A 22,309-nucleotide genomic window follows, 5' to 3' on the forward strand; every position below is an offset into this window, starting at 1 on the left:
GGAGGCAACCGTCCGGCGATACCACTACGAGACCCACGAGCAATTGGAAGATCACCTCGCTGCCTTCCTTGATGCTTACAACTTCGCCAGACGCCTTAAGACCCTGCGTGGTCTCACACCCTATGAAGCTATCTGCAAAGCATGGGCCGACGAACCAAACCGCTTCAGGATCGATCCCATCCACTTGACCTCGGGACTGAACACCTAGGACAGGGCGTCGATCTCGGCGTCGGTCAGGCCGCCCGGCACGATGGTAACCGGGATCGGGAATGCCCCCATGGTCTTGGCCATGGTGGTGATGATCGGCCCGGGCCCCTCGGCGCCCGGATTGGCCGCCAGCACCAGCGCTGCGATATCGACGTCCTTGTCGATCACGTCGAGGATCTGTTCGATCGGGTCGCCCTCTCGAATTACCCGCTCCGGGGTGATCGCGGCAATGCCGTTGGCGCGGCCGGCGGCGCGGTCGAGCGCCTCATTGGCGGCCTCCTCGGCCTCCGCGCGCATGATGTCGGCGACCCCGAGCCATTGCTGGTTCTGGTCCTCGGTCTCGATCACCCGCAGCATGACGACGCCGCCGCCGACCCGGATCGCCCACCGGCTGGCGTAGTAGACCGCGCGGTCCCATTCCGCGGTGTCGTCAACGATGACGAGGCATTTCGGCTTGTGACCTGACTCGTAGCTTCGTCGCTGGGTGGTCATGCATGTCCCGGTGCTGAATCAAACCAACCCATGGTGCCATACTCCCTCGCCGTTTGGGAGAGGGAGCGCGCAGTTCCTGCCTCGCGCGTCAGCGCGGGCGGATGAAGCCGACGATGTCCTTGGTGATGCGCATGGTCTCGTCGGCGATACCGCGGGCGCGGTTGGCGCCGTCGGCGAGGACCGCGTCGACATGGCCGGGATCGGCGACCAGCTTCTTCATCTCGGAGGCGATCGGCGCCAGTTTCGCGACGCAAACCTCGACCAGCGCGTTCTTGAAGCTGGAGAACTGCCCGCCGCCGAACTGCGTCAGCACCTCCTGCTTGGAGATGCCGGCCAGCGCCGCGTAGATGCCGACCAGGTTGTCGGCCTCAGGGCGGGTTTCCAAACCCTTCTCCTCCGACGGCAGCGGCTCCGGATCGGTCTTCGCCTTGCGGATCTTCTGCGCGATGGTGTCGGCGTCGTCGGTGAGGTTGATGCGCGAATTGTCCGACGCATCCGACTTCGACATCTTCTTGGTGCCGTCGCGCAGGCTCATCACCCGCGTCGCCGGCCCCGTGATCAGCGGCTCGGGCTGCGGGAAGAACAGGCCGTCGGCGAAACCATGACCACGAATTGAGTCGCCGAAATCGTTGTTGAACTTCTGCGCGATGTCGCGGGACAGCTCCAGATGCTGCTTCTGGTCCTCGCCGACCGGCACATGAGTCGCGCGGTAGAGCAGGATGTCGGCGGCCATCAGCACCGGATAGTCGTAGAGGCCGACCGAGGCGTTCTCGCGGTCCTTGCCGGCCTTCTCCTTGAACTGCGTCATGCGGTTCAGCCAGCCGATCCGCGCGACGCAGTTGAAGATCCAGGTCAGCTCGGCATGGCCGGCGATCTGGCTCTGGTTGAACACGATGTGCTTCTTGGCATCGATGCCCGCGGCGATGAAGGCCGCGGTGACCTCGCGGGTGTTGCGGGCGAGCTCGGCCGGGCCGCCCCAGACCTCGACGCCCTGCGTGATCGCATGCATGTCGACGACGCAATAGATGCAGTTGTGGGTCTGCTGCATCTTCACGAAGTTGACGATGGCGCCGAGGTAGTTGCCGAGGTGCAGATTGCCCGTCGGCTGGACGCCTGAGAAAACCCGTTCAACGAACGCCATGGTCTCGATTCCCGGAAATGGCTAGTTTTGCCGCGTCGTTTGCCACTTAAGCTCCGCGCGCGCAAGTCAGGCGGGGCGCCTTTGCCTGACGGCGTTAACCGCCTCGCGCCAGCCGGTGACGCCGAAAAGCTGCAAGAACAGCCCGTAACCGGCGATACCTGAGGCGATCAGCACGAGCAGGGAGGCTGCTTGCACGAAACCGTGGCTGCCGGCTGACGGCAGCGCGCCCTCCGCGAGCCAGAGCAGGGCGCCCATCGCGAGCGCTGCGGCCAGGATGCGTGGCAGCCGGCGGCGCGCATCGGCATCGATCGAGAAGCCGAAGGTCGCGGCCCCCTTGCGGATCAGCGCCAGTGCGTTGCTCCAGGCGCCGAGCGCGATGCCTGCGGCAATTCCGCTCGCACCGAAGAGATGGCCGAGCAGAAAGGCCGCCGCGATCGTCACCACGACCGCCTTCAGCGTCGCGAGCAGCGGCGTCAGCGTGTCCTCGCGCGCAAAGAATGCCGGCGACAGCGCCTTCACCAGCACATGCGCCGGCAAGGCCAGCGTCAGCCAGATCAAGGCTTGCGCGGTTGCCGCGCTATCCTGGGCGGTGAAGGCGCCGTGCTCGAACAGCATCCGCACGATCGGCTCGCTCAGCACCATCAGGCCGAGCGTCGCCGGCAGCGCCAGCCCGACCGCGAGCTCGAGGGCACGCGATTCCGCATGCGCGATCGCGCTGGATTCGCCGCTGCGCACCGCGCGCGTCATCTCCGGGATCAGCACGGTGCCCATGGCGACCCCGACAATGCCGAGCGGCAGCTCGAGCAGGCGGTTGGCGAAATAGAGCCAGGACACCGCCGATGGCGAGGTCGATGCGATCACCGCGCCTGCCACCATCAGCCATTGCGGCGCGCTGCTCGCGACCATGCCGGGGATCGCGCGGCCGAGAAAGCGGCGCATGTCAGGATCGAAGGACACGCGGAGCGGCGAGGCGAGTTTCGCGCCGCGCAGCGCCAGCATCGACAGTTGCAGGAAGCCGGCGATGCCGATCGTTGCCGCCATGACAATCGCCGCCTGCGCCGGCTCCTGCTGCCGCACCAGCAGCACGGCCATCACCGATATCAGCGCGATGTTGAACAACAGCGGCGAGAACGCGGTCAGCGCGAAACGTCCTTGGGCGCTGAGCAGCGCCATCATCACGGTGACCGGGCCGGCGAAGGCGAGATAGGGCAGCATCAGCCTTGCATTGTCGACGGCGAATTGCAGCGTGTCGCGGCCGACAAAACCCGGCGCGATCGCCGCGATCACCAGCGGCATCAGCAGGCCGATGACGAGCGCGGATGCGATCACCGCGGCGCTGACGGTGCCGAGCACGCGGCTGGCAAAGGCGGTTGCCGCCTCCAAGCCGCCGGCATCGCGCGCCTTCAGCCAGGCCGGCACCAAAGCGGCATTCAGTCCGCCCTCGGACAACAACCGTCGCACAACATTCACAAGCTGGAATGCCGCCAGGAAGGCATCCGCCACCGGTCCCGCGCCGAGCAGCGCCGCGATCACGGAATCGCGCACGAAGCCGAGCAATCGCGAGGCCAGCGTTCCCGAGGAGACCGTGAGGAAGGAGCGGAACATTGCGTCTCTATAGCAGCAGCCTGCGTTGCTGCCAGCGGTGTCAGTCCCGTCATCCTGAGGTGCGAGCCTCTTCGGCGAGCCTCGAAGGATGAATCGGCCAAAGTCGGGCCGTTCATCCTTCGAGACGCGCTACGCGCTCCTCAGGATGACGGGTTGGCAGAGCGCAATGCTGACAGGGTTTCGCCCAAATAGCTTCCCTTGCTGCCCCGAGGCGTAACGTGATAGGCCGCCACTCTTGTTGGGTGGCGTTAACACAGGGCAGGTCTATGGCTGACGCAAAATACGACGTTCTTGGGATCGGCAACGCGATCTTCGACGTGCTGGTGCAGACCGACGAGGGGTTCCTTGCCCGTCACGGCATGACCAAGGGCTCGATGCAACTGATCGACGAGGCGCGCGCCACCGCGATCTACGGCGACATGGGGGTGGCGACCGAAATGTCGGGCGGTTCGGCCGCGAACACCATCGTCGGCGTCGGCAGTCTCGGCGCCCGCGCCGCCTATGTCGGGAAGGTCAAGGACGACCAGATCGGCAAGCTCTACGTCCACGATATCCGCGCCGCCGGCGTCGCCTTCGACACCGCGCCGGCCAGGACCGGACCGGCCACCGGCTGCTCCTACATCCTGGTGACGCCGGACGGCGAGCGCACCATGAACACCTATCTCGGGGCCGCGCAGGATCTGACGCCGGACGATATCGATCCGAACCAGATCGCAGCCGCCAGCATCATCTATCTCGAGGGCTATCTCTGGGATCCGAAGAACGCCAAGGACGCGTTCGTGAAGGCGGCTGATATCGCGCACGGCGCCGGCCGCCAGGTCGCGCTGACGCTGTCGGATTCGTTCTGCGTCGATCGCTACCGCGACGAATTCCTCGACCTGATGCGCAAGGGCATCGTGGACCTGGTGTTCGCCAACGAGTCCGAGCTGCACTCGCTGTACCAGACCTCGGATTTCGACACCGCGCTGAAGCAGTTCGGCAAGGACACCAGGCTCGGCGTCGTCACCCGCAGCGAGAAGGGCTGCGTCGTGATCTCCGGCGACAGCGTCGTCGCGGCGCCCGCCTCGCCGATCGACAGGCTGGTCGACACCACCGGCGCCGGCGATCTGTTCGCCGCCGGCTTCCTGGTCGGTCTCGTGCGCAATGTCGGCCATGAGAACGCCGGCCGGCTCGGCGCGCTCGCCGCGGCCGAAGTGATCCAGCACATCGGCGCCCGGCCGCTGGTCTCGCTGCAGGATCTGGCGAAGCAGCAGGGGCTGCTGGTTTAAGGCGGAGTTTCTCTTCCGTCATGGCCGGGCTTGTCCCGGCCATCCACGTCTTTCTTGTCGCGGATCCGAAGTCGTGGATGCCCGGGTCAAGCCCGGGCATGACGATGTTGAGAGAGTGGGGCCGGCCTCACGCCGTCTTCGCCGCCTTCAATCCGAGCCGCTGCTCCACCGCATCGCGCATCACGAACTTCTGGATTTTCCCCGTCACCGTCATCGGGAATTCCTCGACGAATTCGACATAGCGCGGAATCTTGTTGTGGGCGATCTGGCCATGGCAGAAGGCGCGGACCTCGTCGGCGGTGAGCGTTTCGCCTTGCCTGATCCTGACCCAGGCGCACAGCTCCTCGCCATAGCGCTCGTCGGCGACGCCGAAGATCTGCACGTCCTGGATCTTCGGATGGCGGTAGAGGAATTCCTCGATCTCGCGCGGATACAGGTTCTCGCCGCCGCGGATCACCATGTCCTTGATGCGGCCGACGATGTTGCAATAGCCTTCGTCGTCGATCACGGCGAGATCGCCGGTGTGCATCCAGCCATTGGCGTCGAGCACATCGCCGGTCTTTTCCTTCTCGTCCCAATAGCCGAGCATAATGCTGTAGCCGCGGGTGCAGAGCTCGCCGCGTTCGCCGCGCGGCACCACCTTGCCGTCGAGATCGACCACCTTGACCTCGACATGCGGATGGATGCGGCCGACGGTGGAGACGCGGCGCTCCAAGGGATCGTCGGTCGCGCTCTGGAAACTCACCGGGCTGGTTTCGGTCATCCCATAGGCGATCGTCACCTCGCGCATGTTCATCTCGGTGTTGACGCGCTTCATCACCTCGATCGGGCAGGGCGCGCCGGCCATGATGCCGGTGCGCAGCGACGACAAGTCGAAGCGCGCGAAGTCGGGATGGTCGAGCTCGGCGATGAACATGGTCGGCACGCCGTACAGCGTCGTGCATCTCTCCTGCGCGACCGTCGTCAGCGTCGCCAGCGGATCAAAACCTTCGCCGGGATAGACCATGGTGGTGCCGAGCGTGACCGAGGCGAGGTTGCCCATCACCATGCCGAAGCAGTGATAGAGCGGCACCGGAATGCAGATGCGGTCCGCTTCGGTCAGGCGCATGGCGCGGCCGGTGAAGTAGCCGTTGTTGAGGATGTTGTGATGGGTCAGCGTCACGCCCTTGGGCGAGCCGGTGGTGCCGCTGGTGAACTGGATGTTGACGGGATCGTCGAATTGCAGGCTGTCGCCGAGCGCCGCAAGCTGCTCGCGATGGCGATCGCCGCCCATCTGCGATACCGCATCGAACGGAATGGTGCCCGGCGCCGCCGGTCCGCCGATCTGGATCACGGCGCGCAATTGCGGCAGCCGCGCCGAGCGCAGATGGCCGGGCTCGGAGCTCGCAAGCTCGGGCAGCAGCGTGTTCAGCATCTCCATATAGGCCGAGGTCTTGAACGCGGTTGCTGTCACGATCGCGGCGCAGCCGACCTTGCCGAGCGCGAATTCCAGCTCGCTGAGGCGATAGGCCGGATTGATGGTGACGAGGATCAGTCCGGCTTTCGCGGCGGCGAATTGCGTCAGCGTCCATTCCGGCCGGTTCAGCGACCAGATGCCGATCCGCTCGCCGCGTTGCAGCCCGAGCGCGATGAAGCCCGCCGCCAGCGCCTCGACGTGACAGGCGAATTCGGTCCAGGTCCAGCGCACATTGTGACTCGGCGAGACCAGCGCCTCGCGCTCGCCCCAGCGCGCCCGTGCGCGGTCGAGGCTGCGGCCGATGGTTTCACCGAGCAGCGGCGCATCGGAAATGCCGCAGACATAGCTGTCGGCTTTGCTGTCTCCCTTGGGCGTGGGTGCCAAGCTCGTCCTCCTCGTGGTCGTGTTCGTGTCGTCGCGCTTTTTTGCGCGATCTTAGTCGTTTGGCGCCGATGGGACAGGCCCGACCTATGGCGGGTATGGCTTTCGATTGTAGCGGCGACGGGTTCCGCTTCACCTCGCCCCGCGTGCGGGGAGAGGTCGGATCGCATCGAAGATGCGATCCGGGCGAGGGGGAGTCTCTGCGAGTCCAATTGCGACCGTCTGTGCGGAAGCAGCCCCTCACCCCAACCCTCTCCCCGTAAGAACGGGGAGAGGGAGAGGAGTCCCGTCACGGCTGGTACGACTTATCTCATCGAGCCTTACGCCGCCCTTTGCCCGCTGCCGGCGTCGAGCCCGGCATAGATGCCCTTCTCGAAGCCTGCGAAGGCTTCCAGGCTGTGCTTGTCGGCGAACGGCAACAGCTGGGTCAGGATCACGCCGCAGACGTCGCGCGACGGATCGATCCAGTAATAGGTGTTGGCAAGGCCCGCCCAGGCGAGGCTGCCGGCGCTGCGGCCTTCCGGTGTCTTGGCGGTGTTGATGAGGAAGCTCAGTCCCCATTTCTTGACGATGTCGGGATAGAGATCGACATCGTTGGTGTACATCGGCAAGGCCGTCGTCATCTTGCCGACGGTGAGCTCGCCGATGTGATTCTGCCCCATGGTCGCGACCGTCTCGGCCTTCAGCACCTGGTTGCCGTTGCCTTTGCCCTTGTTGAGGATCATCTGGCAGAACCTGATGTAGTCGGCCGCCGTCGAATACAGGCCGCCGCCACCCATGTGGAATTCAGGATTCTGCTCGAGCTCGAACGGGATTGCCGCCAGCGTGCCGTCCTCGCCGCGGGCATGCATGCCGACCAGCCGCTTGCGCATGTCGTCGGAGATCTTGAACGCGGTGTCGCTCATGCCGAGCGGTGCGAACATATTGTCGCGCAGATAGGCATCGAGCTTCTTGCCGGATGCGGCTTCCACCGCCTTGCCGACGAAGTCGATATTGGTGCCGTACTCCCAGCGCGTGCCGGGGTCGGTCATGATCGGCGTCTTCAGCGCGGCATTCAGGCAGGTGATGATGCCGGGCGTGCCGGTCTTTTCCAGATACTTGCCGAGGTTGCCGTCCCACATATCGTAGGCGAAGCCGGCGGTGTGGGTCATGAGCTGGCGCAGCGTGATCGGCTTTTTCGCCGGCCGCAGCTGCGGCTCGCCCTTGGCGTCGAAGCCGTCAAGCACCTGCACCGCGGCGAGATCGGGCAACAGCTTGCCGATCGGCTCATCGAGCGAGAGCTTGCCCTGCTCGACGAGCTGCATCGCGCCCGCCGAGGTCACCGCCTTGGTCATCGAGGCGATCCAGAACACGCTGTCCGCCGTCATGGGATCGCTCTTGGAGAGGTCGCGCTGGCCGAACGCGCCTTCGTAAATCACGTCCTTGCCGGTGGCCGCGATGGCGACCACGCCGGGAATTTCCTTTGCCTCGCTCTTCTGGCGCAATACCTGATCGATCTGAGCCTTGCTCTGCATTGGGGGCTTCCTCCGGTGGGGTTTATTGTTTTGAAGTGGGCGGATCATCCTCCCGCTTTTCCGCTCCCGCAAGGCGGGCGCGATGCGACGACGTCGCGATGTCGTGAAGGCCGGCCGCCAGGAACGGCCTTGGTCGGGAGGCGTTCACCACGCGCGCAGATTTTGCAGGGGACTTCGAGCAAGTCCCGGTGACCTTCGCGGGCGGCCACGGTAACGTGATCAAGGAATGATTTTCGTACCTGATTATTTGCATTAACGCATTCAGATCGCTGCATAAACGGTGCGGCGGATTGGACCGGATTTGACGAAAAGATTCGTCATTTCCCGCCTTGCGGGGGCGCAACAATGATTTCGACATGGAGTGAATGGAAGCGCTATCCGCGGCCGGGCCGCGGCGAGAATATCGAAGCGCCGATCAGCCCAGGTCTCTACGAAGTCCGCTACGCAGGTACCGGCGCGCTGCACTCGTTCGAGGCCGTCGAGAATGTCGCGCGGGCGCTGGCGCTGCTGCAGACCGGCGCCAAATCCTGGTTCGGCCGCCGCGATGCGCGGGCGCAGGCCGACCTCGAATACCGGACCTGCGCGACCTCGACCAAGGCGGACGCCAAGGCCGCGGCCGAGCGCATGATCGGCCGTCGGGAAACCTATATGTCCGGCGGCGCAGTCTGATCAGAGCCGTCATTACGGGCGCAGCATCGAACCCTCAGGTGCGCAACTGCGCACCGAGAATCTCGAGATTCCGGGTTCGGCTCTTAGAGCCGCTCCGGAATGACAACCCTCCAACAATCGCGCCGCGTTTGCGTCCAAGCAGGGTCGCGCCCGGCGCCGGTGCATCGCAGCGGCTTTCCGCTTATATAGGCGGCGAACACCCCCAAGAAATTCCAGAAATGACAGGAGTAACGCCATGACCCCGCCCGTCGCCGCACGCGCCACCCAATCCGCAGCATCCTCCCTGCAAAGCCGCCTGAAGGACCCCTCGCTGCTGCGCGACCGCTGCTACATCGACGGCGCCTGGGTTGGTACCCCCGAATTCGCCGTCAACAATCCGGCGACCGGCGTCGAGCTGATCAAGATCCCGCAGCTGAGCGCCGATGACGCGACCAAGGCCGTCGAGGCCGCCGAGCGCGCGTTTCCGGCCTGGGCCAAGCTGACCGCGAAACAGCGCTCCAACATCCTGCGCAAGTGGTTTGATCTGATCATCGCCAACCGCGAGGACCTTGCGCTGATCCTGACCTCCGAGCAGGGCAAGCCGCTGGCGGAAGCGCTCGGCGAGGTCGATATCGGCGCCGCCTATGTCGAATTCTTCGCGGAAGAGGCGCGTCGCGTCTATGGCGAGACGATCCCGACGCAGCGTCCGGACGCGCGCCTGCTCGCGATCCGGCAGCCGATCGGTGTCTGCGGCGCCATCACCCCGTGGAATTTCCCGAACTCGATGATCACCCGCAAGGTGTCGCCGGCGCTGGCAGCCGGCTGCACCGTGGTGCTGAAGCCCGCCAACGAGACGCCGCTGTCCGCGCTCGCGCTCGTTGCGCTGGCCGAGAAGGCCGGCGTGCCGAAGGGCGTGTTCAACATCATCACCGGTGATGCGCCGCCGATCGGCAAGGTGCTGTGCGAGCATCCGGCGGTGCGCTTCGTCGGCTTCACCGGCTCGACCGAGGTCGGCAAGATCCTGTACCGGCAGGCGTCGGTCGGCGTGAAGAAGCTCGGCCTCGAGCTCGGCGGCAACGCGCCGTTCGTGGTGTTCGACGACGCCGATATCGATGCCGCCGTCGAAGGCGCCATCGTCTCGAAGTATCGCAACATGGGCCAGACCTGCGTCTGCGCCAACCGTCTCTATGCCCAGGACAAGATCTACGACGCGTTCGTCGCGAAGCTGTCGAAGAAGGTCGCGGAGATGAAGATCGGCGACGGCACGGAGGCTGGCGTGACGCAGGGGCCGCTGATCAACATGGAAGCGATCGAGAAGGTCGAGCGGCACATCGCCGACGCCGTGAAGGGCGGCGCCAAGATCGTGACCGGCGGCAAGCGCTCGTCGCTCGGCCGCAGCTTCTTCGAGCCGACGGTGCTTTCGGATGTGCGGCCGGACGCGCTGGTGTCGCACGAGGAAACCTTCGGCCCGCTCGCGCCGGTGATCCGCTTCAAGGACGAGGCCGACGTGATCGCGATGTGCAACGCCTCGCCGTTCGGCCTCGCCTCCTACTTCTATTCGCGCGACATCGGCCGCGTCTGGCGCGTCGCCGAGGCGTTGGAGTCGGGCATGGTCGGCGTCAACTCCGGCCTGATCACGACCGAAGTGGCGCCGTTCGGCGGCGTCAAGGAATCGGGCCTCGGCCGCGAAGGCTCGCGCCACGGCATGGATGAATATGTCGAGATCAAATACGTGATGATGGCCGGCGTCTGATCGCCGGGCCGCGTGTCCCTTCGCCCTGGCGGGCGAGGGGACGCATGCCGGTGAATCCTTCGGTCGTCGTTGTCGATCGCTCCGTCCGCCGACATTCGCGGTCTGCGACGATTCACCGCGATTGGATGCAGCGCGTCGATCGCGACGACGATCGCATCAAGAATCCCTCTAACCTCGAAGGTGGCGATTAGAAGCAAGCCGCATGCGCGCAAACGCCGATTCAGCGAAAGAATAATCGAAACGCAGAATTTGCCGCATCGATGTCGCTTCATGCGGCAGGTGTTATCCCCGTTGCTTGGATGCGTTCTAGTTGGCCTCACAACGCATGCTGCTTATGCCCCGGTGGTCGCGCTCGAACCCTGATGATGTTCGAGGCGAAGCCACGAAGAATCCGGGGACCTCATGCTCGTCAGTTCAAACGCTCCACGCGCATTTCAATTCGCGTGCGCGTCTCTCCTCCTTTCCGCGGTCCCTTCGCTCGCCCAGTCGCCTGAACAGTCACCCGCGAGCAGCGTTGCTCCGCTGCCTCCAGTCGTCGTCACCGCGCCAGAGCATCGAGCCACGCCGGTTCGGAGGCCGTCGTCGTCGCGTTCGGTGCGCCCATCGGCATCGCGTCAGGTGAGCAGGCGCGAGCACGCGCCGCAGGCTGCGGCCGCGCCGACGGCCGGCGCGCAGCAGGCGGCGTTACCCGTGCCCTATATCGGCGGCCAGGTCGCGCGCGGCGGGCAACTCGGCCTGCTCGGCAACAAGGACTATATGGAGGCCCCGTACAGCCTGACGAGCTACACCGCGAAGACGATCCGCGATCAGCAGGCAACAAGCGTTGCGGAAGTGCTGACCAATTCCGATCCGTCGGTGCGTGCTGCGATCGGCAGCAGCAACCGTTACGACGCGCTGACCATCCGCGGCTTCCGGGTCGAGAACAGCGAAATCGCCTTGAACGGACTCTACGGCCTCGTTCCGGCCTACCGCATCAATCCGGCTCCCATCGAGCGCATTGAGCTGCTCAAGGGGCCGGGTGCCTTTCTCAACGGAATGGCCCCGCAAGGCAGCATCGGCGGCACGGTCAATGTCGTGACGAAGCGGGCGGCGGAAGACATCACGCGCCTGACCGCCGGCTACATCTCGGATGGACGTTTTGGGACAGAGCTGGATCTCGCACGCCGCTATGGCGAACAGAAGGAATGGGGCGTTCGCTTCAACGGCGGGATCGATGGCGGCAACACCACGATCGATCGGCAGTCGGCGCGCAACGGCGTGGGCTCGCTCGGCGTCGACTATCATGGAGAGCGCTTTCGCTGGTCGGCGGACATCATCTCCCAGGACGACTGGATGAAGGCGGCCCAGCGCGGCTACACGCCCGTGCCCGGCATCGCCATGCCGAGCGCCCCCGATCCGCGCATCAATCTCGCGCAGCCGTTTGACTATGCGCGCTCGCAGAGTCTGACCGGCTTGACCAGGGCCGAATACGATCTCAGCAACAGCGTCACCGTGTTTGGCGCGATCGGCGGCAACCAGTTCCGCTACGACAAGCAGGAAGATCCCGGTGCCACGCTGCTCAACACCGCAGGCGATGCCTTGGGCACGTCACGGTTCCAGACCGGCAAGTCGGAGGGCGCCTCCGGCGAGGCGGGTGTACGCGCGCGTTTCGACACGGGTCCCATCGGCCACGAGGTCGTGGTCAGCGGCAGCGCGCAAAACCGGACGGATTGGCTCGGCCAGACCAACTACGCGACCTACCTGACGAACATCTACAGACCGACCTTGTTGACGACCGCCGGCGCGCCGATATCGACATTCCCGGAGGGCAAGTCCGGCTTCCTCGGGCTGCGCAGCGTCGGTGTTGCCGACACCATCACGACTATGGGGGGCCTGTTGCAGGTGATCGTGGGCGCGCGCCAGCAGCAGGTGATCGCGAATAGCTTCAATCCAGTCAGCGGCCTGGAAACAACGCATTACGACGATAGCGCGACGTCGCCTTCGATCGCCTTGGTGGTGAGGCCGATCAAGCAACTCTCGCTTTATGCCAATTACATCGAAGGGCTGACGCCGGGGCCGACGCCGCCCTCCGGCGCGGTGAATACCAATGCGGTGTTTGCGCCGTTCAAGACGCGACAAGTCGAGGTCGGCACGAAGCTCGATCTCGGAGGCTTCGGTGCGAGCCTTGCGGCGTTCCAGATCAGCCAACCGAGCGGTGTGATCGATCCCGTCACCAAGATCTACAGTCTGGATGGCGAGCAGAGAAACCGCGGTATCGAGCTCAATACCTTCGGCGAGGTCACGCCCGGCGTCCGCGTTCTCGGTGGCGTGACCTGGCTTGATGCCCGGCTTACCCAAACGCAGGGCCACCTCTACGACGGCAATCACGCGATCGGCGCGCCCGACCTGCAGGGCAATCTCGGTGTCGAATGGGATACGCCCTTCGTGCCCGGCCTCACCGCGACGGCGCGCGCCATCTACACCAGCCGGGCCTATGTCAGTGCCGACAACGTCCAAAGCGTTCCCGCCTGGGCGACCTTCGACATCGGTGCGCGCTACGTGACGACCCTCGCGGGGCGTCGGACCACCTTCAGGGCGTCACTGACCAATCTGTTCGACAAGCACTACTGGATCGGCAATCCAACCGGTTATGTAATCAGCGGCATGCCGCGGACGCTGTGGCTTTCCATGACGGTGGATTTCTAGCAGAAAAAGCCGAGGGGCCATCGCGCGCCGCACGCTGGTGTGCGGTGGCCCCTCAGTCGTCGCGGCTGTGTTGCGAACGATTCGCCGCCGATCCGGCGATTGCGTCACACGCCCTTGTCGTTCGGGTTGGCGACAGCGTCCTTGAGCGGCGCCGTCATCGGAAAATTCAGGTTCACGTTCTTCGGCGGGATCGGCCGCGTGAACCATTTTGCGTAGAGCTCCTGGAATTCGCCGTTCTTCATCATGGCGACCAGCGTCTTGTCGACCAGCGCCTTGAACTCCGGATCGCCCTTGCGAATGATCAGCCCGTAGGGCTCGGTGCGCAGGCTGTCGTCGATGATGCGCCAGTCCGCCGGATTGCGGCTGCCCGCGATCAGGCTCGCCAGCAGAATGTCGTCCATCACGAAGGCTTCGCTGCGCCCGGTGGTCAGCGCGAGGAACGATGCGGCGTGGTCCGCCGTCAGGATGTTCTTGGTCTGAAAGTTCTTCTCCTGGGCCCGTGCGCTCAACAGTCCGATCGAGGTCGAGCCTGAGGTCAGCGAGACCGGCCGGCCGCCGAGATCCTCGAAGGTCTTGATCGGCGCGTCCCTCTGCACCACCGCGCGGATGCTCGACACGAAGATCGTGTTGCTGAAGGCGACGACCTTCTGCCGCTCCAGCGTATTGGTGGCGGGACCGCAGACGATGTCGATGGTGCCGTTCTCGATCAGCGGGATCTGGGTGGAGAGCTGGATCGGCTGCAGCCTGGTCTGCAGCGCCGGCAGCTTGAGCTCGGCCTTCACCGCATCGACGATCCGGGTGCAAAGGTCCATCGCAAAGCCGACCGGCTTCTGGTTGTCGTCGAGATAGGAGAACGGGACCGAGACGTCGCGGTGGCCGAGCCGGATTTCGCCGGCATCGCGGATCTTGGCCAGGGTGCCGCCGGACGATTGGGCCTGTGCCGGGGCGGACGCCGCCGCAAGAAAAGCTAGACAGATCAATCGCTTGGTGGCTTGATGCATCGGGTGCTCGCGAACGTTGGCAATATTGGATATGATAAGGCGAGATTTTATACACAGCCATTGCATAATCGGCAAACTGATTTTATACAATCGGCTAGGCTGGATATCCTGGCCGCCGCCGCCGCACAGCGAGAGAGAAGCCGGATGGAGCCCGCAACCGTCACCAGCCATCGCGGGGCCGGACCCCACGGTTCCGCGCCGGACGCCGTGCGCGAGGCATTGCGGGCCGCGATCAGCTCGGGCGAGCTCGCGCCGGGATTGCAGCTGCGTCAGGACGAGCTTGCCGCGCGGTTCGGGACCAGCCGCATCCCGGTGCGCGAGGCGCTGCGCCAGCTCGAGGCCGAGGGCTTTGTGACCTTCCTGCCCAACCGCGGCGCGGTGGTCTCGGATCTGTCGATCGACGAGGTGATCGAGCTGCTCGAGATCCGGATCGCGCTCGAATGCCACGCGCTGCGCCTGGCGATCCCGGCCATGGGCGAGATCGATCTCGAGGCGGCGACGAAAATCCTCCGCGCCTATGATGCCGAGCCCGATCCGGCGCAATGGGGCGCCTTCAACTGGAAATTCCACGCCACGCTCTACGCGCCGTGCAATCGCCCGCGCCTGCTCGGCATGATCGAGGCGAATTACGGCCATGTCGGCCGCTTCACCCGGGCGCTGGTATCGCAGGCGACCGGCAAGGAGCGGCCGCAGCGCGAGCATTACCGGCTGCTCGAATTCTGCCGCGACGGCGAGGTCAAGAAGGCGGTCCGGCTGCTGCGCGATCATATCGAGGAGACGCAGAAGACGCTGCGCTCGGCGCAGCGCCAGGCGCTGCGCGATGCAGGCGAGGGTCGCCCTGCCTGATCGACGTTCAGACAATGTGAATGATCGCGGGCCGCGCGGCGCGGCCGCAGGAGTATGCGCGTGAAGACCAATGACGTCGAAATCCTGGTGATCGGTGCGGGCATCGTCGGCATCGCCACGGCCTATTACCTCGCCGTTCAGCACAAACGTTTGCGCCTGTTGATGGTCGACGAAGGTCAGCCGATGGCATTGACCTCGGCGCAGTCGGGCGAGAACTACCGCAACTGGTGGCCGCATCCGACGATGGCCGATTTCACCAACCATTCCACCGACCTGATGGAGGCGATCGCGCGCCGCAGCGACAACCGCATCCACATGACCCGGCGCGGCTATCTCCTGGTCACGCGCGAGGAGAAGCCCGAGGAGCTGTTGCAGCAGCTCCATACCGGCTATGGCGCGCGGGCCGAAAAGTTGATCCGCATGCATGAGGGCGACGGCCGAGGCTATCTGCCGCCGCATTCGGCGGATTGGCAGAGCGCGCCTGACGGGGTCGACGTCCTGCTCGGCCGTGACCTGATCCAGGCGCATTACCCGAGCTTCGACAAGGAGGTTGCGACGGCGCTGCATATCCGCCGCGCCGGCGACATCAGCGGCCAGCAGCTCGGCCAGTACATGCTGGAGACGATGCGGCCGCTCGGCGCGCAATTCCAGCAGGCCAAAGTGCTCGGCATCGCGAAGACCGGTCGCTTCACCGTCGATGTGCTGGCCGATGGCGCGCGGCAGACCATCAAGGCGGACATCATCGTCAACGCCGCGGGCCCGTTCGCGGCGCATGTCGCGGCGATGCATGGCGAAGAGCTGCCGATCGTCAATGTGCTGCAGCAGAAGATCGCGTTCGCCGACCGCAACCGCGCGGTCGATCGCAAAATGCCGTTCGCGATCGATCTCGACGGTCAGACGCTGGCCTGGTCCGATGATGAACGCGAGGCGCTGGCAGCGGCGCCGGAATTTTCGCGTCTGCTGGCGCCGATGCCGGGCAGCATCCATTGCAGGCCCGACGGCGGCGATCACGGCGAGTGGATCAAGCTCGGCTGGGCGTTCAACGCGGAACAGACCACGGAGCCGGTCCGCGAGCCGGAGCTGAACCCCTATTTCCCTGAAGTCGTGCTGCGCGCCGCGAGCCGGCTGCAGCCAAAGCTCGCGCAATATCTCGGCGCGCTGCCGCGCGACCGCGTGCATTACGGCGGGTACTATCCGATGACGAGAGAGAATTGGCCGCTGATCGGCGCTGCGAAGACACCGGGCGTGTTCCTTGCCACCGCGCTCTCCGGCTACGGCACCATGGGCGCCTGCGCCACCGGCGATCTCTGCGCCCGCGCCGTGGTCGGCGCGCCCGTGCCGGGCTTCGCCCGCAGCCTCTCGCTCGCGCGCTATCAGGACAAGGCGCTGATGGCGGAGCTCGCGGCGAGCGAAAGCCGCGGGTTGCTGTAGCTCGGTCTCACTCTCGTAGCCCGGATGGAGCGAAGCGCAATCCGGGGTTATCGCCGCGCGGCAACCTAGTTCCCGGATTTCGCTTCGCTCCATCCGGGCTACACGTTCTCAGCGCCGCAGCACCGCAATGGTGCGATTGGCAAACGTCAGCCGCTCCGCCATCACCGACACGAAATAGGTCAGCAGCTTGTGGCTGAGCCCGGGGTCCTCGTCGCGGATCGCGGCGAACTGGTGGGTGTTCAGCACATAGAGCACGCTCGCCATCTCGGCCTGGATGGTTGCGCTGCGCGGGGCCTGCGAGACGAGGCCCATCTCGCCGATCGTGGTGTAGCGGCCGAGGCTGCGCACCCGGGTGGAGCGGCCCTCCTCGGCGGGCACCATGATGCCGACACGGCCGTCGAGGATGAAGTGCATGGAATCGGCGGCGTCGCCGGCGTGCACGATGACCTCGCCGGCGTCGACCTCGATGCGCTGGCAGCGCCGGATCAGCGCGTCGGCGTCGTTCTCGCTGTCGAGCATCCCCGTGAACCAGCCGCGCAGGTCGGCTTCCTCCTGCGCGAGCTCCTGGTGCTGCGCGATGATCTGGTTCTCGCACCATTCAAGCGCGCGATCGAGCTCGTCGATCACGGTGACGCCCTCTGTGATGAAATCGCTCGAGCGCAGCACCTGCTCGGCCTTGGCCGACAGATGCACCAGGACCAGCTCGACGCCGACCTCGTGCGCGCTGCGCTTGATCTGCGCAAAGCTGTAGGCCGCCGACGAATCGACGCCGGTAACGAGCTTGAAATCGAACAGCAGATAGCGGCACTCCGGGTGCTCGCGCAGCAGCGCCTTGACGTGCTGGTACAGGCGGTTGGCGGAGCCGAAGAACAGATAGCTTTGCAGGGTCAGGCCCTGGATCTTGCCGCCATGGGCCGACAACACCTCGCGGTCATCGCGCGAGCGATCCAGCGAGCTGCGATATTCCGAGCCGTCGAAACCGTATTTGATCGCCTCGACCCGCGCCGCGCTGAGCGCAAAGGTGGCGCAGCCGATGATGACGCCGATCAGGATGCCGGGCACGAAGCCCCAGGTCACGATGATGGCGATGATCGCGAGCAGCGACACATATTCGGTCCTCGACAGCCGCTTGCGCGATTCGATCATCCATTTGTGCAGCTGGTCGGCGCCGAGATAGAGCAGAAGGCCGCCGAGCACGAATTTCGGCATGTAGCCGAGCAGCTGCGGAGCCGCCGCCAGCATCAGCAGCGAGATCGCAGCGACTGTCAGCCCCGACAGCCGGCCGCGCCCACCGCTGGAGAAATTAAGGATCGAGCGGCTGACCGAGATGCAGCCGGCATAGCCGGCCAGCGCGCCGGTCACGATGTTGGCGAAACCGGTGATGTTCAGCTCGCGCTCGAGATTGGCCTCGCGATGCACCGCGACCTCGATGCCGGTGGTGTTGAACAGCGTGCTCGCCGCCGTGACGAACACGACGGCGATCATGTTGCCGAGCAGGTCCGGCACTGCCGACCATGGATATTGTGCAAGTTCGGCCATGTGCCACGGCAGCATGAAGGTCGATGCCGGCGGCGGCTCGAAGGTCCAGCCGGTCAGATGCGCTTCCTCGGGCGTGATGCCGATGATCCAGAATACGAGGTGCGCCACGATCACGCCGCCGATCAGGATGATCGGCAGACCGAACGGGGTGCGCGAGCGATGCCAGGTCAGATACAGCACCAGCGCCATCGCGCAGGCGGCACTGAGCTCGGAGATCGTGATGATGTTGGTGAAGTGGAAGAGGGTGCTGAGCTGCACGGGGTAGCCGGTGATCACCCTGATCGCGCCCAGCACGATCAACAGGCCGGTCGCCCCGAGGAATCCGCCGACGACAGGGTAAGGCACATAGCAGATGGCGCGGCCGAACCGTGTCAGCCCGAGACAGCACAGCACGATGCCGGTGACGATGGTCGAGAGCCCGAGCGTGATCAGCACCGGCGCGAGCAGCGGCGCCGTCGGGTTGGCGGCACTGACGCGCTCGACCAGCGAGGCCATCAGGATTCCCGTCACCGCCGCGGTGGAGGTGTCGGGGCCGGCGACCGCGAAGGGCAGCGAGCTACCGAGCGCGATCAAGGTCGCGAGCACGGCCGAGGAAATGAATGTCGCCGCGACGCCGTATGACAGATAGGGCGACAATGGCCCGGCGAAGATCAAGAGCGCGTAGGACAGGCCGAACGTGATGCCGAGCACACTGGCAGCGCCGCCGCCGAGCACGTCGTGCATGACCCGCCGCGCTTGCGAGCCGAAATAGAGCGATCGACTAATCACGTTAAAAAATGTCCTGAACTTTCGCCGCCAGTCGTAGACGAGCCCGGCGCAGGACGACAACAGGATTTTTGTGACAGTCGGTTCTCAACGCGGGCATTTCGCTTCTCGCGCAGAGCGCGGCGAAACCCAGCGCCGCGGAAATGGCTCGGACCTCCCCTTGAAAAAGGGGAGGTCGCTCTGCTCGTCAGAGCAGAGCGGGTGGGGATCTGCTCTCTCCGCACAGAGCGTCGCCTGCGGCTGACCCCCATCCCGGCCTTCCCCCTTTCAGGGGGAAGGAGAAGGATAGCGAGACGTGATCTTCAGCCGTGGCCGCCCTCACTGCCGAACGCGCCGTGACGGCCGACGCCGGAGGCAAAGCGCGCCGCGCCCGACAGCGTTTCGCCCGAGGCGATCACCTCAAGCCCGCCGCGCATCTCGTTTCTGATCGCCTCTTCCTCGTCGAGATCCCACTGCCGCAGCGCCGACAGGCGGTCGGCGCGCAGGCAGTTCTGCGGGAATTTCGCGATGTCCTTGGCGAGCGCGATGGCGTGGGCGCGGGCCTCGCCCTTCGGCACCAGCCGGTTCGCGAGCCCCATGCGGTGCGCTTCAGCGCCGCCGACCGGGCGTCCGGTGAGGATCAGGTCGATGGCCTGCGAATGGCCGATCAGTCGCGGCAGGCGGATGGTGCCGAGATCGATCAGTGGCACGCCGAAGCGGCGGCAGAACACGCCGAAGGTTGCGTCCTCGGCAACGACGCGCATGTCGGCCCACAGCGCGAGCTCCATGCCACCGGCGACCGCAAAGCCTTCGATCGCGGCGATCACCGGCTTCGACAGTCGCAGCCGGCTCGGTCCCATCGGCGCGATCGTGTTGTGGCCGCCGACCTCGCGCTTCTTCTCGGGATCGCCCGCCGCCACCGCCTTCAGATCGGCGCCGGCGCAGAAATAGCCGCCGGTGCCGGTGAACACCGCGACGGATGCGCTCGCATCCGCATCGAAGGCGAGAAACGCGTCATACAGCTTGCGCGCGGTGGCGCCATCGACGGCGTTGCGGTTGTGCGGACGGTTGATGGAGATAATGGTGACAGAACCGTCGCGCTCGACGAGCACGGTATCGGCATCGGACATGGGGCGCTCCCTGGGCTGTTCTTGTTGTGCCCGGAGAGTGGCATCAGAGGTGAGTTCGTTGCAACACCTCAGCCGTCATTGCGAGGAGCGTAGCGACGAAGCAATCCATGCCTCGGCTTGTGGCGCCATGGATTGCTTCGCCGAGCCTGTCATCGGGCGCGCCTTCGCGCGACCCGTTGGCTCGCAATGACGCTGCGGCTAAACCTTCAGCCCCGTCACGCGGCGATACGCTTCCAGATACCGCTTGCTCGTCGCATCCACCACGCTGGCCGGCAGCGGCGGGGCCGGCGCGTCGCCGTTCCAGCGGCCGGCGCGGCGCTCGACGTCGAGATAGTCGCGCAGTGGCTGCTTGTCGAAGCTCGGCTGCGACTGGCCGGGCTTGTAGGCATCGACCGCCCAGAACCGCGACGAATCCGGCGTCATCACCTCGTCGATCAGGATGATGCGGCCGTCCTTGTCGCGGCCGAACTCGAATTTGGTGTCGGCGATGATGATGCCGCGGGCGCGGCTGGTCTGCTCGCCATAGCCGTAGACGTCGCGCGCCATCTTCTCCAGCGTCGCAGCGTCGTCGGCACCGACGATCTCGCGCACCCGCGCGACCGTGATGTTCTCGTCATGGCCGGCCTCGGCCTTGGTCGCCGGACTGAAGATCGCGGGTTCAAGCTTCTGGCTTTCGACCAGGCCGGCCGGCAGCTTCTCGCCGGCAAGCGTGCCATCGGCCGCGTATTCCTTCCATGCCGAGCCGGAGATGTAGCCGCGGATCACGCATTCGATCGGGAACACGGTGGTGCGCTTGCACAGCATCGCGCGGCCGAGGATGTCGGCGCGATGGTCCTTCAGTTCAGGCACGGCGCGGATGATCTCGTCGGCATCGGCGCTGATCATGTGATGCGGCACGGTGCCCTCGAGCTGCCGGAACCACCAGGCGCTGATCTGGGTCAGCACCGCGCCCTTCATCGGAATGGTTTCCGCCATCACCACGTCGAATGCCGAGATGCGATCGGTGGTCAGCAGCAACACGCGATCGTCGCCGACGGCGTAGATATCGCGCACCTTGCCGCGGCCGATCCGGGGCAGGGGCAAATCGCTGGATAGCATCGCGGTCATGGCGTGATCTTTCTAGGTGGCTTTTCAAAATAGGTGGCTTGCAAAGACGAGCGCCCGCACGCGGCCGTGCGGGCGTTCGAGATTATCACAGGAAATAACTCACTCCGGCAGCGGAATGAACTCGTGTTCGTGCGGAACCTGCGCGAAACGCCCGGTTTTCCAGTCCTGTTTGGCCTGCTCGATCCGCTCCTTCGAGGACGAGACGAAATTCCACCAGATGTGGCGCGGCCCTTCCAGGGCGTCGCCGCCGAGGAACATCATGCGGGTTGGCCGCAGCGTCTTCACGGTGATGCGGTCGCCGGGCCGGAAGATCAGCAGCCGCGGCCCCTCGTGGCGGTCGCCCGCGATCTCGACCTCGCCGTCGACGAGGTAGATCGCGCGTTCCTCGTGATCGGGGTCGAGCGGCACCGAGGTGCCGGCCTTCGCGGTCACCTCGGTGTAGAACCAGGGCGAGACCATGCTGACCGGTGAGGTGATGCCGAACGCGGAGCCCGCGATGATGCGCGCGGTGAAGTCGCGCTCGGAGATCATCGGCAGGTCGCCCGCGCCATAATGCTGGAACGACGGTGCGATCTCCTCCTTGCCCGCCGGCAGCGCGATCCAGCTTTGCAGCCCGAGCATCTTCTGGCCGTCGCGGCGCTGCACGTCGGGGGTGCGCTCGGAATGCGCGATGCCGCGGCCCGCGGTCATCAGGTTCATCGCGCCGGGCTGGATCTCCTGGATGTTGCCCTCGCTGTCGCGGTGCATGATGCTGCCGTCGAACAGATAGGTGACGGTGGCGAGCCCGATATGCGGATGCGGCCGCACGTCCATGCCCTTGCCGGCGAGATACTGCACCGGCCCGAAATGGTCGAAGAAGATGAAGGGTCCGACCATCTGGCGCTTGCCGTGCGGCAGCGCGCGGCGCACCGCAAAGCCGTCGCCGAGATCGCGGGTGCGCGGCACGATGATCAGGTCCAGCGCGTCGCAGGTCTTGGGATCGCCGAGTTCGGGATCGGTCGAGGGCTGCCAGCTCATGTCGGACTCCTTGCAGTAGTGTAGCGATGATACTCTTTTGCCGTGATCATACTCTCTATCCGTCGTCCCGGCCAAGCCAACGGGTCGGCGCGAAGCGCCGCCCGATGACAGGCTCCGCGCGAGCCGGGACCCATAACCACCGATGCTAATGTTACGAAGGCTGGGGCCCCAGCTTTCGCTAGCAACACACATCGGTGGTTATGGGTCCCTGCTTCGTGTTTGGTCCCTGCTGATTGGTTTGATGGAATCGGTGTAGAACGAGGCGTGGCCTTTGTCAGGGAGCACCTCGGGTCATGGAACTGAGCCTGCACGCGAACGCCACGACGACGCCGAAGACGCGCGCC

16 protein-coding genes and 1 pseudogene are annotated in these 22,309 nt (G+C 65.3%); 7 read left to right on the forward strand and 10 right to left on the reverse strand.

Annotated elements, in window-relative coordinates; all coding sequences use genetic code 11:
• A pseudogene (locus tag I6F38_RS40590) lies at positions 1 to 208 on the forward strand (IS481 family transposase); the annotation flags it as partial.
• Here I6F38_RS40590 and I6F38_RS40595 read toward each other — a convergent pair.
• The 3 genes from I6F38_RS40595 to murJ all read right to left on the reverse strand — a co-directional run bounded on the left by I6F38_RS40595 (position 205) and on the right by murJ (position 3,445).
• Positions 205 to 699, reverse strand: a complete 495-nt coding sequence (locus I6F38_RS40595) for a universal stress protein (protein WP_028335525.1) — start codon at positions 697 to 699, stop codon at positions 205 to 207. The pseudogene I6F38_RS40590 and the gene I6F38_RS40595 overlap by 4 nt on opposite strands.
• A gap of 88 nt (positions 700 to 787) precedes the next feature.
• Positions 788 to 1,840, reverse strand: a complete 1,053-nt coding sequence (gene trpS, locus I6F38_RS40600) for a tryptophan--tRNA ligase (protein ID WP_028335526.1) — start codon at positions 1,838 to 1,840, stop codon at positions 788 to 790.
• Between the two features lie 66 nt (positions 1,841 to 1,906).
• The gene (gene murJ / locus I6F38_RS40605; protein ID WP_225164351.1) at positions 1,907 to 3,445 is read right to left on the reverse strand and encodes a murein biosynthesis integral membrane protein MurJ; all 1,539 of its coding nucleotides are present in this window, start codon (positions 3,443 to 3,445) and stop codon (positions 1,907 to 1,909) included.
• A gap of 266 nt (positions 3,446 to 3,711) precedes the next feature.
• Between murJ and I6F38_RS40610 the strand changes: the two genes are divergently transcribed.
• Positions 3,712 to 4,713 carry an adenosine kinase gene (locus I6F38_RS40610; RefSeq protein WP_225164352.1) on the forward strand — a complete coding sequence of 334 codons (1,002 nt, stop codon included), beginning with the start codon at positions 3,712 to 3,714 and terminating at the stop codon, positions 4,711 to 4,713.
• Between the two features lie 127 nt (positions 4,714 to 4,840).
• On the opposite strand, the gene I6F38_RS40615 is transcribed toward I6F38_RS40610, so the two are convergent.
• Positions 4,841 to 6,553, reverse strand: a complete 1,713-nt coding sequence (locus tag I6F38_RS40615) for an AMP-binding protein (protein ID WP_225164353.1) — start codon at positions 6,551 to 6,553, stop codon at positions 4,841 to 4,843.
• Positions 6,554 to 6,870: 317 nt separating this feature from the next.
• Positions 6,871 to 8,064, reverse strand: coding sequence for a serine hydrolase domain-containing protein (locus I6F38_RS40620; protein ID WP_225164354.1), 1,194 nt, complete (start codon positions 8,062 to 8,064; stop codon positions 6,871 to 6,873).
• 345 nt (positions 8,065 to 8,409) lie between these two features.
• Here I6F38_RS40620 and I6F38_RS40625 point away from each other — a divergent pair, with 345 nt between their 5' ends.
• The 3 genes from I6F38_RS40625 (at position 8,410) to I6F38_RS40635 (ending at position 13,150) form a co-directional block, all read left to right on the forward strand.
• Positions 8,410 to 8,733, forward strand: a complete 324-nt coding sequence (locus I6F38_RS40625; protein ID WP_092080983.1) for a hypothetical protein — start codon at positions 8,410 to 8,412, stop codon at positions 8,731 to 8,733.
• Between the two features lie 235 nt (positions 8,734 to 8,968).
• On the forward strand, positions 8,969 to 10,465 hold the full coding sequence (locus tag I6F38_RS40630) for an NAD-dependent succinate-semialdehyde dehydrogenase (protein WP_225164355.1): 1,497 nt from the start codon (positions 8,969 to 8,971) through the stop codon (positions 10,463 to 10,465).
• A 618-nt stretch (positions 10,466 to 11,083) separates the two neighbouring features.
• Positions 11,084 to 13,150: a TonB-dependent siderophore receptor gene (locus I6F38_RS40635; protein ID WP_225164356.1), complete on the forward strand. Its 2,067-nt coding sequence runs from the start codon at positions 11,084 to 11,086 to the stop codon at positions 13,148 to 13,150.
• A gap of 104 nt (positions 13,151 to 13,254) precedes the next feature.
• Here the strand turns inward: I6F38_RS40635 and I6F38_RS40640 are convergent, their stop codons facing one another.
• Positions 13,255 to 14,151: an amino acid ABC transporter substrate-binding protein gene (locus tag I6F38_RS40640; protein ID WP_225164357.1), complete on the reverse strand. Its 897-nt coding sequence runs from the start codon at positions 14,149 to 14,151 to the stop codon at positions 13,255 to 13,257.
• Between the two features lie 144 nt (positions 14,152 to 14,295).
• Between I6F38_RS40640 and I6F38_RS40645 the strand changes: the two genes are divergently transcribed.
• The gene (locus I6F38_RS40645; protein WP_225164358.1) at positions 14,296 to 14,997 is read left to right on the forward strand and encodes a GntR family transcriptional regulator; all 702 of its coding nucleotides are present in this window, start codon (positions 14,296 to 14,298) and stop codon (positions 14,995 to 14,997) included.
• A 54-nt stretch (positions 14,998 to 15,051) separates the two neighbouring features.
• Entirely contained in the window at positions 15,052 to 16,428 is a 1,377-nt protein-coding gene (locus I6F38_RS40650) for an FAD-dependent oxidoreductase (protein WP_225164359.1), read from the forward strand.
• 108 nt (positions 16,429 to 16,536) lie between these two features.
• Here the strand turns inward: I6F38_RS40650 and I6F38_RS40655 are convergent, their stop codons facing one another.
• From I6F38_RS40655 to I6F38_RS40670, 4 genes are all read right to left on the reverse strand, one after another.
• Positions 16,537 to 18,690 carry a SulP family inorganic anion transporter gene (locus I6F38_RS40655; protein ID WP_225164362.1) on the reverse strand — a complete coding sequence of 718 codons (2,154 nt, stop codon included), beginning with the start codon at positions 18,688 to 18,690 and terminating at the stop codon, positions 16,537 to 16,539.
• Between the two features lie 344 nt (positions 18,691 to 19,034).
• Complete coding sequence (locus I6F38_RS40660) at positions 19,035 to 19,841, reverse strand: crotonase/enoyl-CoA hydratase family protein (RefSeq protein ID WP_225164360.1); 807 nt, start codon at positions 19,839 to 19,841, stop codon at positions 19,035 to 19,037.
• 198 nt (positions 19,842 to 20,039) lie between these two features.
• Positions 20,040 to 20,948, reverse strand: a complete 909-nt coding sequence (locus I6F38_RS40665; RefSeq protein WP_225164361.1) for a phosphoribosylaminoimidazolesuccinocarboxamide synthase — start codon at positions 20,946 to 20,948, stop codon at positions 20,040 to 20,042.
• Positions 20,949 to 21,047: 99 nt separating this feature from the next.
• Positions 21,048 to 21,965: a pirin family protein gene (locus tag I6F38_RS40670; RefSeq protein WP_028335539.1), complete on the reverse strand. Its 918-nt coding sequence runs from the start codon at positions 21,963 to 21,965 to the stop codon at positions 21,048 to 21,050.
• Positions 21,966 to 22,309 lie beyond the last annotated feature (344 nt).

Origin of the sequence: Bradyrhizobium sp. BRP56, assembly GCF_020194035.1 — a bacterium.
In the GTDB taxonomy this organism is placed as follows: Bacteria; Pseudomonadota; Alphaproteobacteria; order Rhizobiales; family Xanthobacteraceae; genus Bradyrhizobium; species Bradyrhizobium australafricanum.

Bases quoted from the DNA above. Each gene is read 5' to 3' on its own strand.
- I6F38_RS40595 (WP_028335525.1), bottom strand. From the start codon at position 699: ATGACCACCCAGCGACGAAGCTACGAGTCAGGTCACAAGCCGAAATGC.
- trpS (WP_028335526.1), bottom strand. From the start codon at position 1,840: ATGGCGTTCGTTGAACGGGTTTTCTCAGGCGTCCAGCCGACGGGCAAT.
- murJ (WP_225164351.1), bottom strand. From the start codon at position 3,445: ATGTTCCGCTCCTTCCTCACGGTCTCCTCGGGAACGCTGGCCTCGCGA.
- I6F38_RS40610 (WP_225164352.1), top strand. From the start codon at position 3,712: ATGGCTGACGCAAAATACGACGTTCTTGGGATCGGCAACGCGATCTTC.
- I6F38_RS40620 (WP_225164354.1), bottom strand. From the start codon at position 8,064: ATGCAGAGCAAGGCTCAGATCGATCAGGTATTGCGCCAGAAGAGCGAG.
- I6F38_RS40625 (WP_092080983.1), top strand. From the start codon at position 8,410: ATGATTTCGACATGGAGTGAATGGAAGCGCTATCCGCGGCCGGGCCGC.
- I6F38_RS40630 (WP_225164355.1), top strand. From the start codon at position 8,969: ATGACCCCGCCCGTCGCCGCACGCGCCACCCAATCCGCAGCATCCTCC.
- I6F38_RS40640 (WP_225164357.1), bottom strand. From the start codon at position 14,151: ATGCATCAAGCCACCAAGCGATTGATCTGTCTAGCTTTTCTTGCGGCG.
- I6F38_RS40645 (WP_225164358.1), top strand. From the start codon at position 14,296: ATGGAGCCCGCAACCGTCACCAGCCATCGCGGGGCCGGACCCCACGGT.
- I6F38_RS40650 (WP_225164359.1), top strand. From the start codon at position 15,052: ATGCGCGTGAAGACCAATGACGTCGAAATCCTGGTGATCGGTGCGGGC.
- I6F38_RS40655 (WP_225164362.1), bottom strand. From the start codon at position 18,690: ATGCACGACGTGCTCGGCGGCGGCGCTGCCAGTGTGCTCGGCATCACG.
- I6F38_RS40660 (WP_225164360.1), bottom strand. From the start codon at position 19,841: ATGTCCGATGCCGATACCGTGCTCGTCGAGCGCGACGGTTCTGTCACC.
- I6F38_RS40665 (WP_225164361.1), bottom strand. From the start codon at position 20,948: ATGACCGCGATGCTATCCAGCGATTTGCCCCTGCCCCGGATCGGCCGC.
- I6F38_RS40670 (WP_028335539.1), bottom strand. From the start codon at position 21,965: ATGAGCTGGCAGCCCTCGACCGATCCCGAACTCGGCGATCCCAAGACC.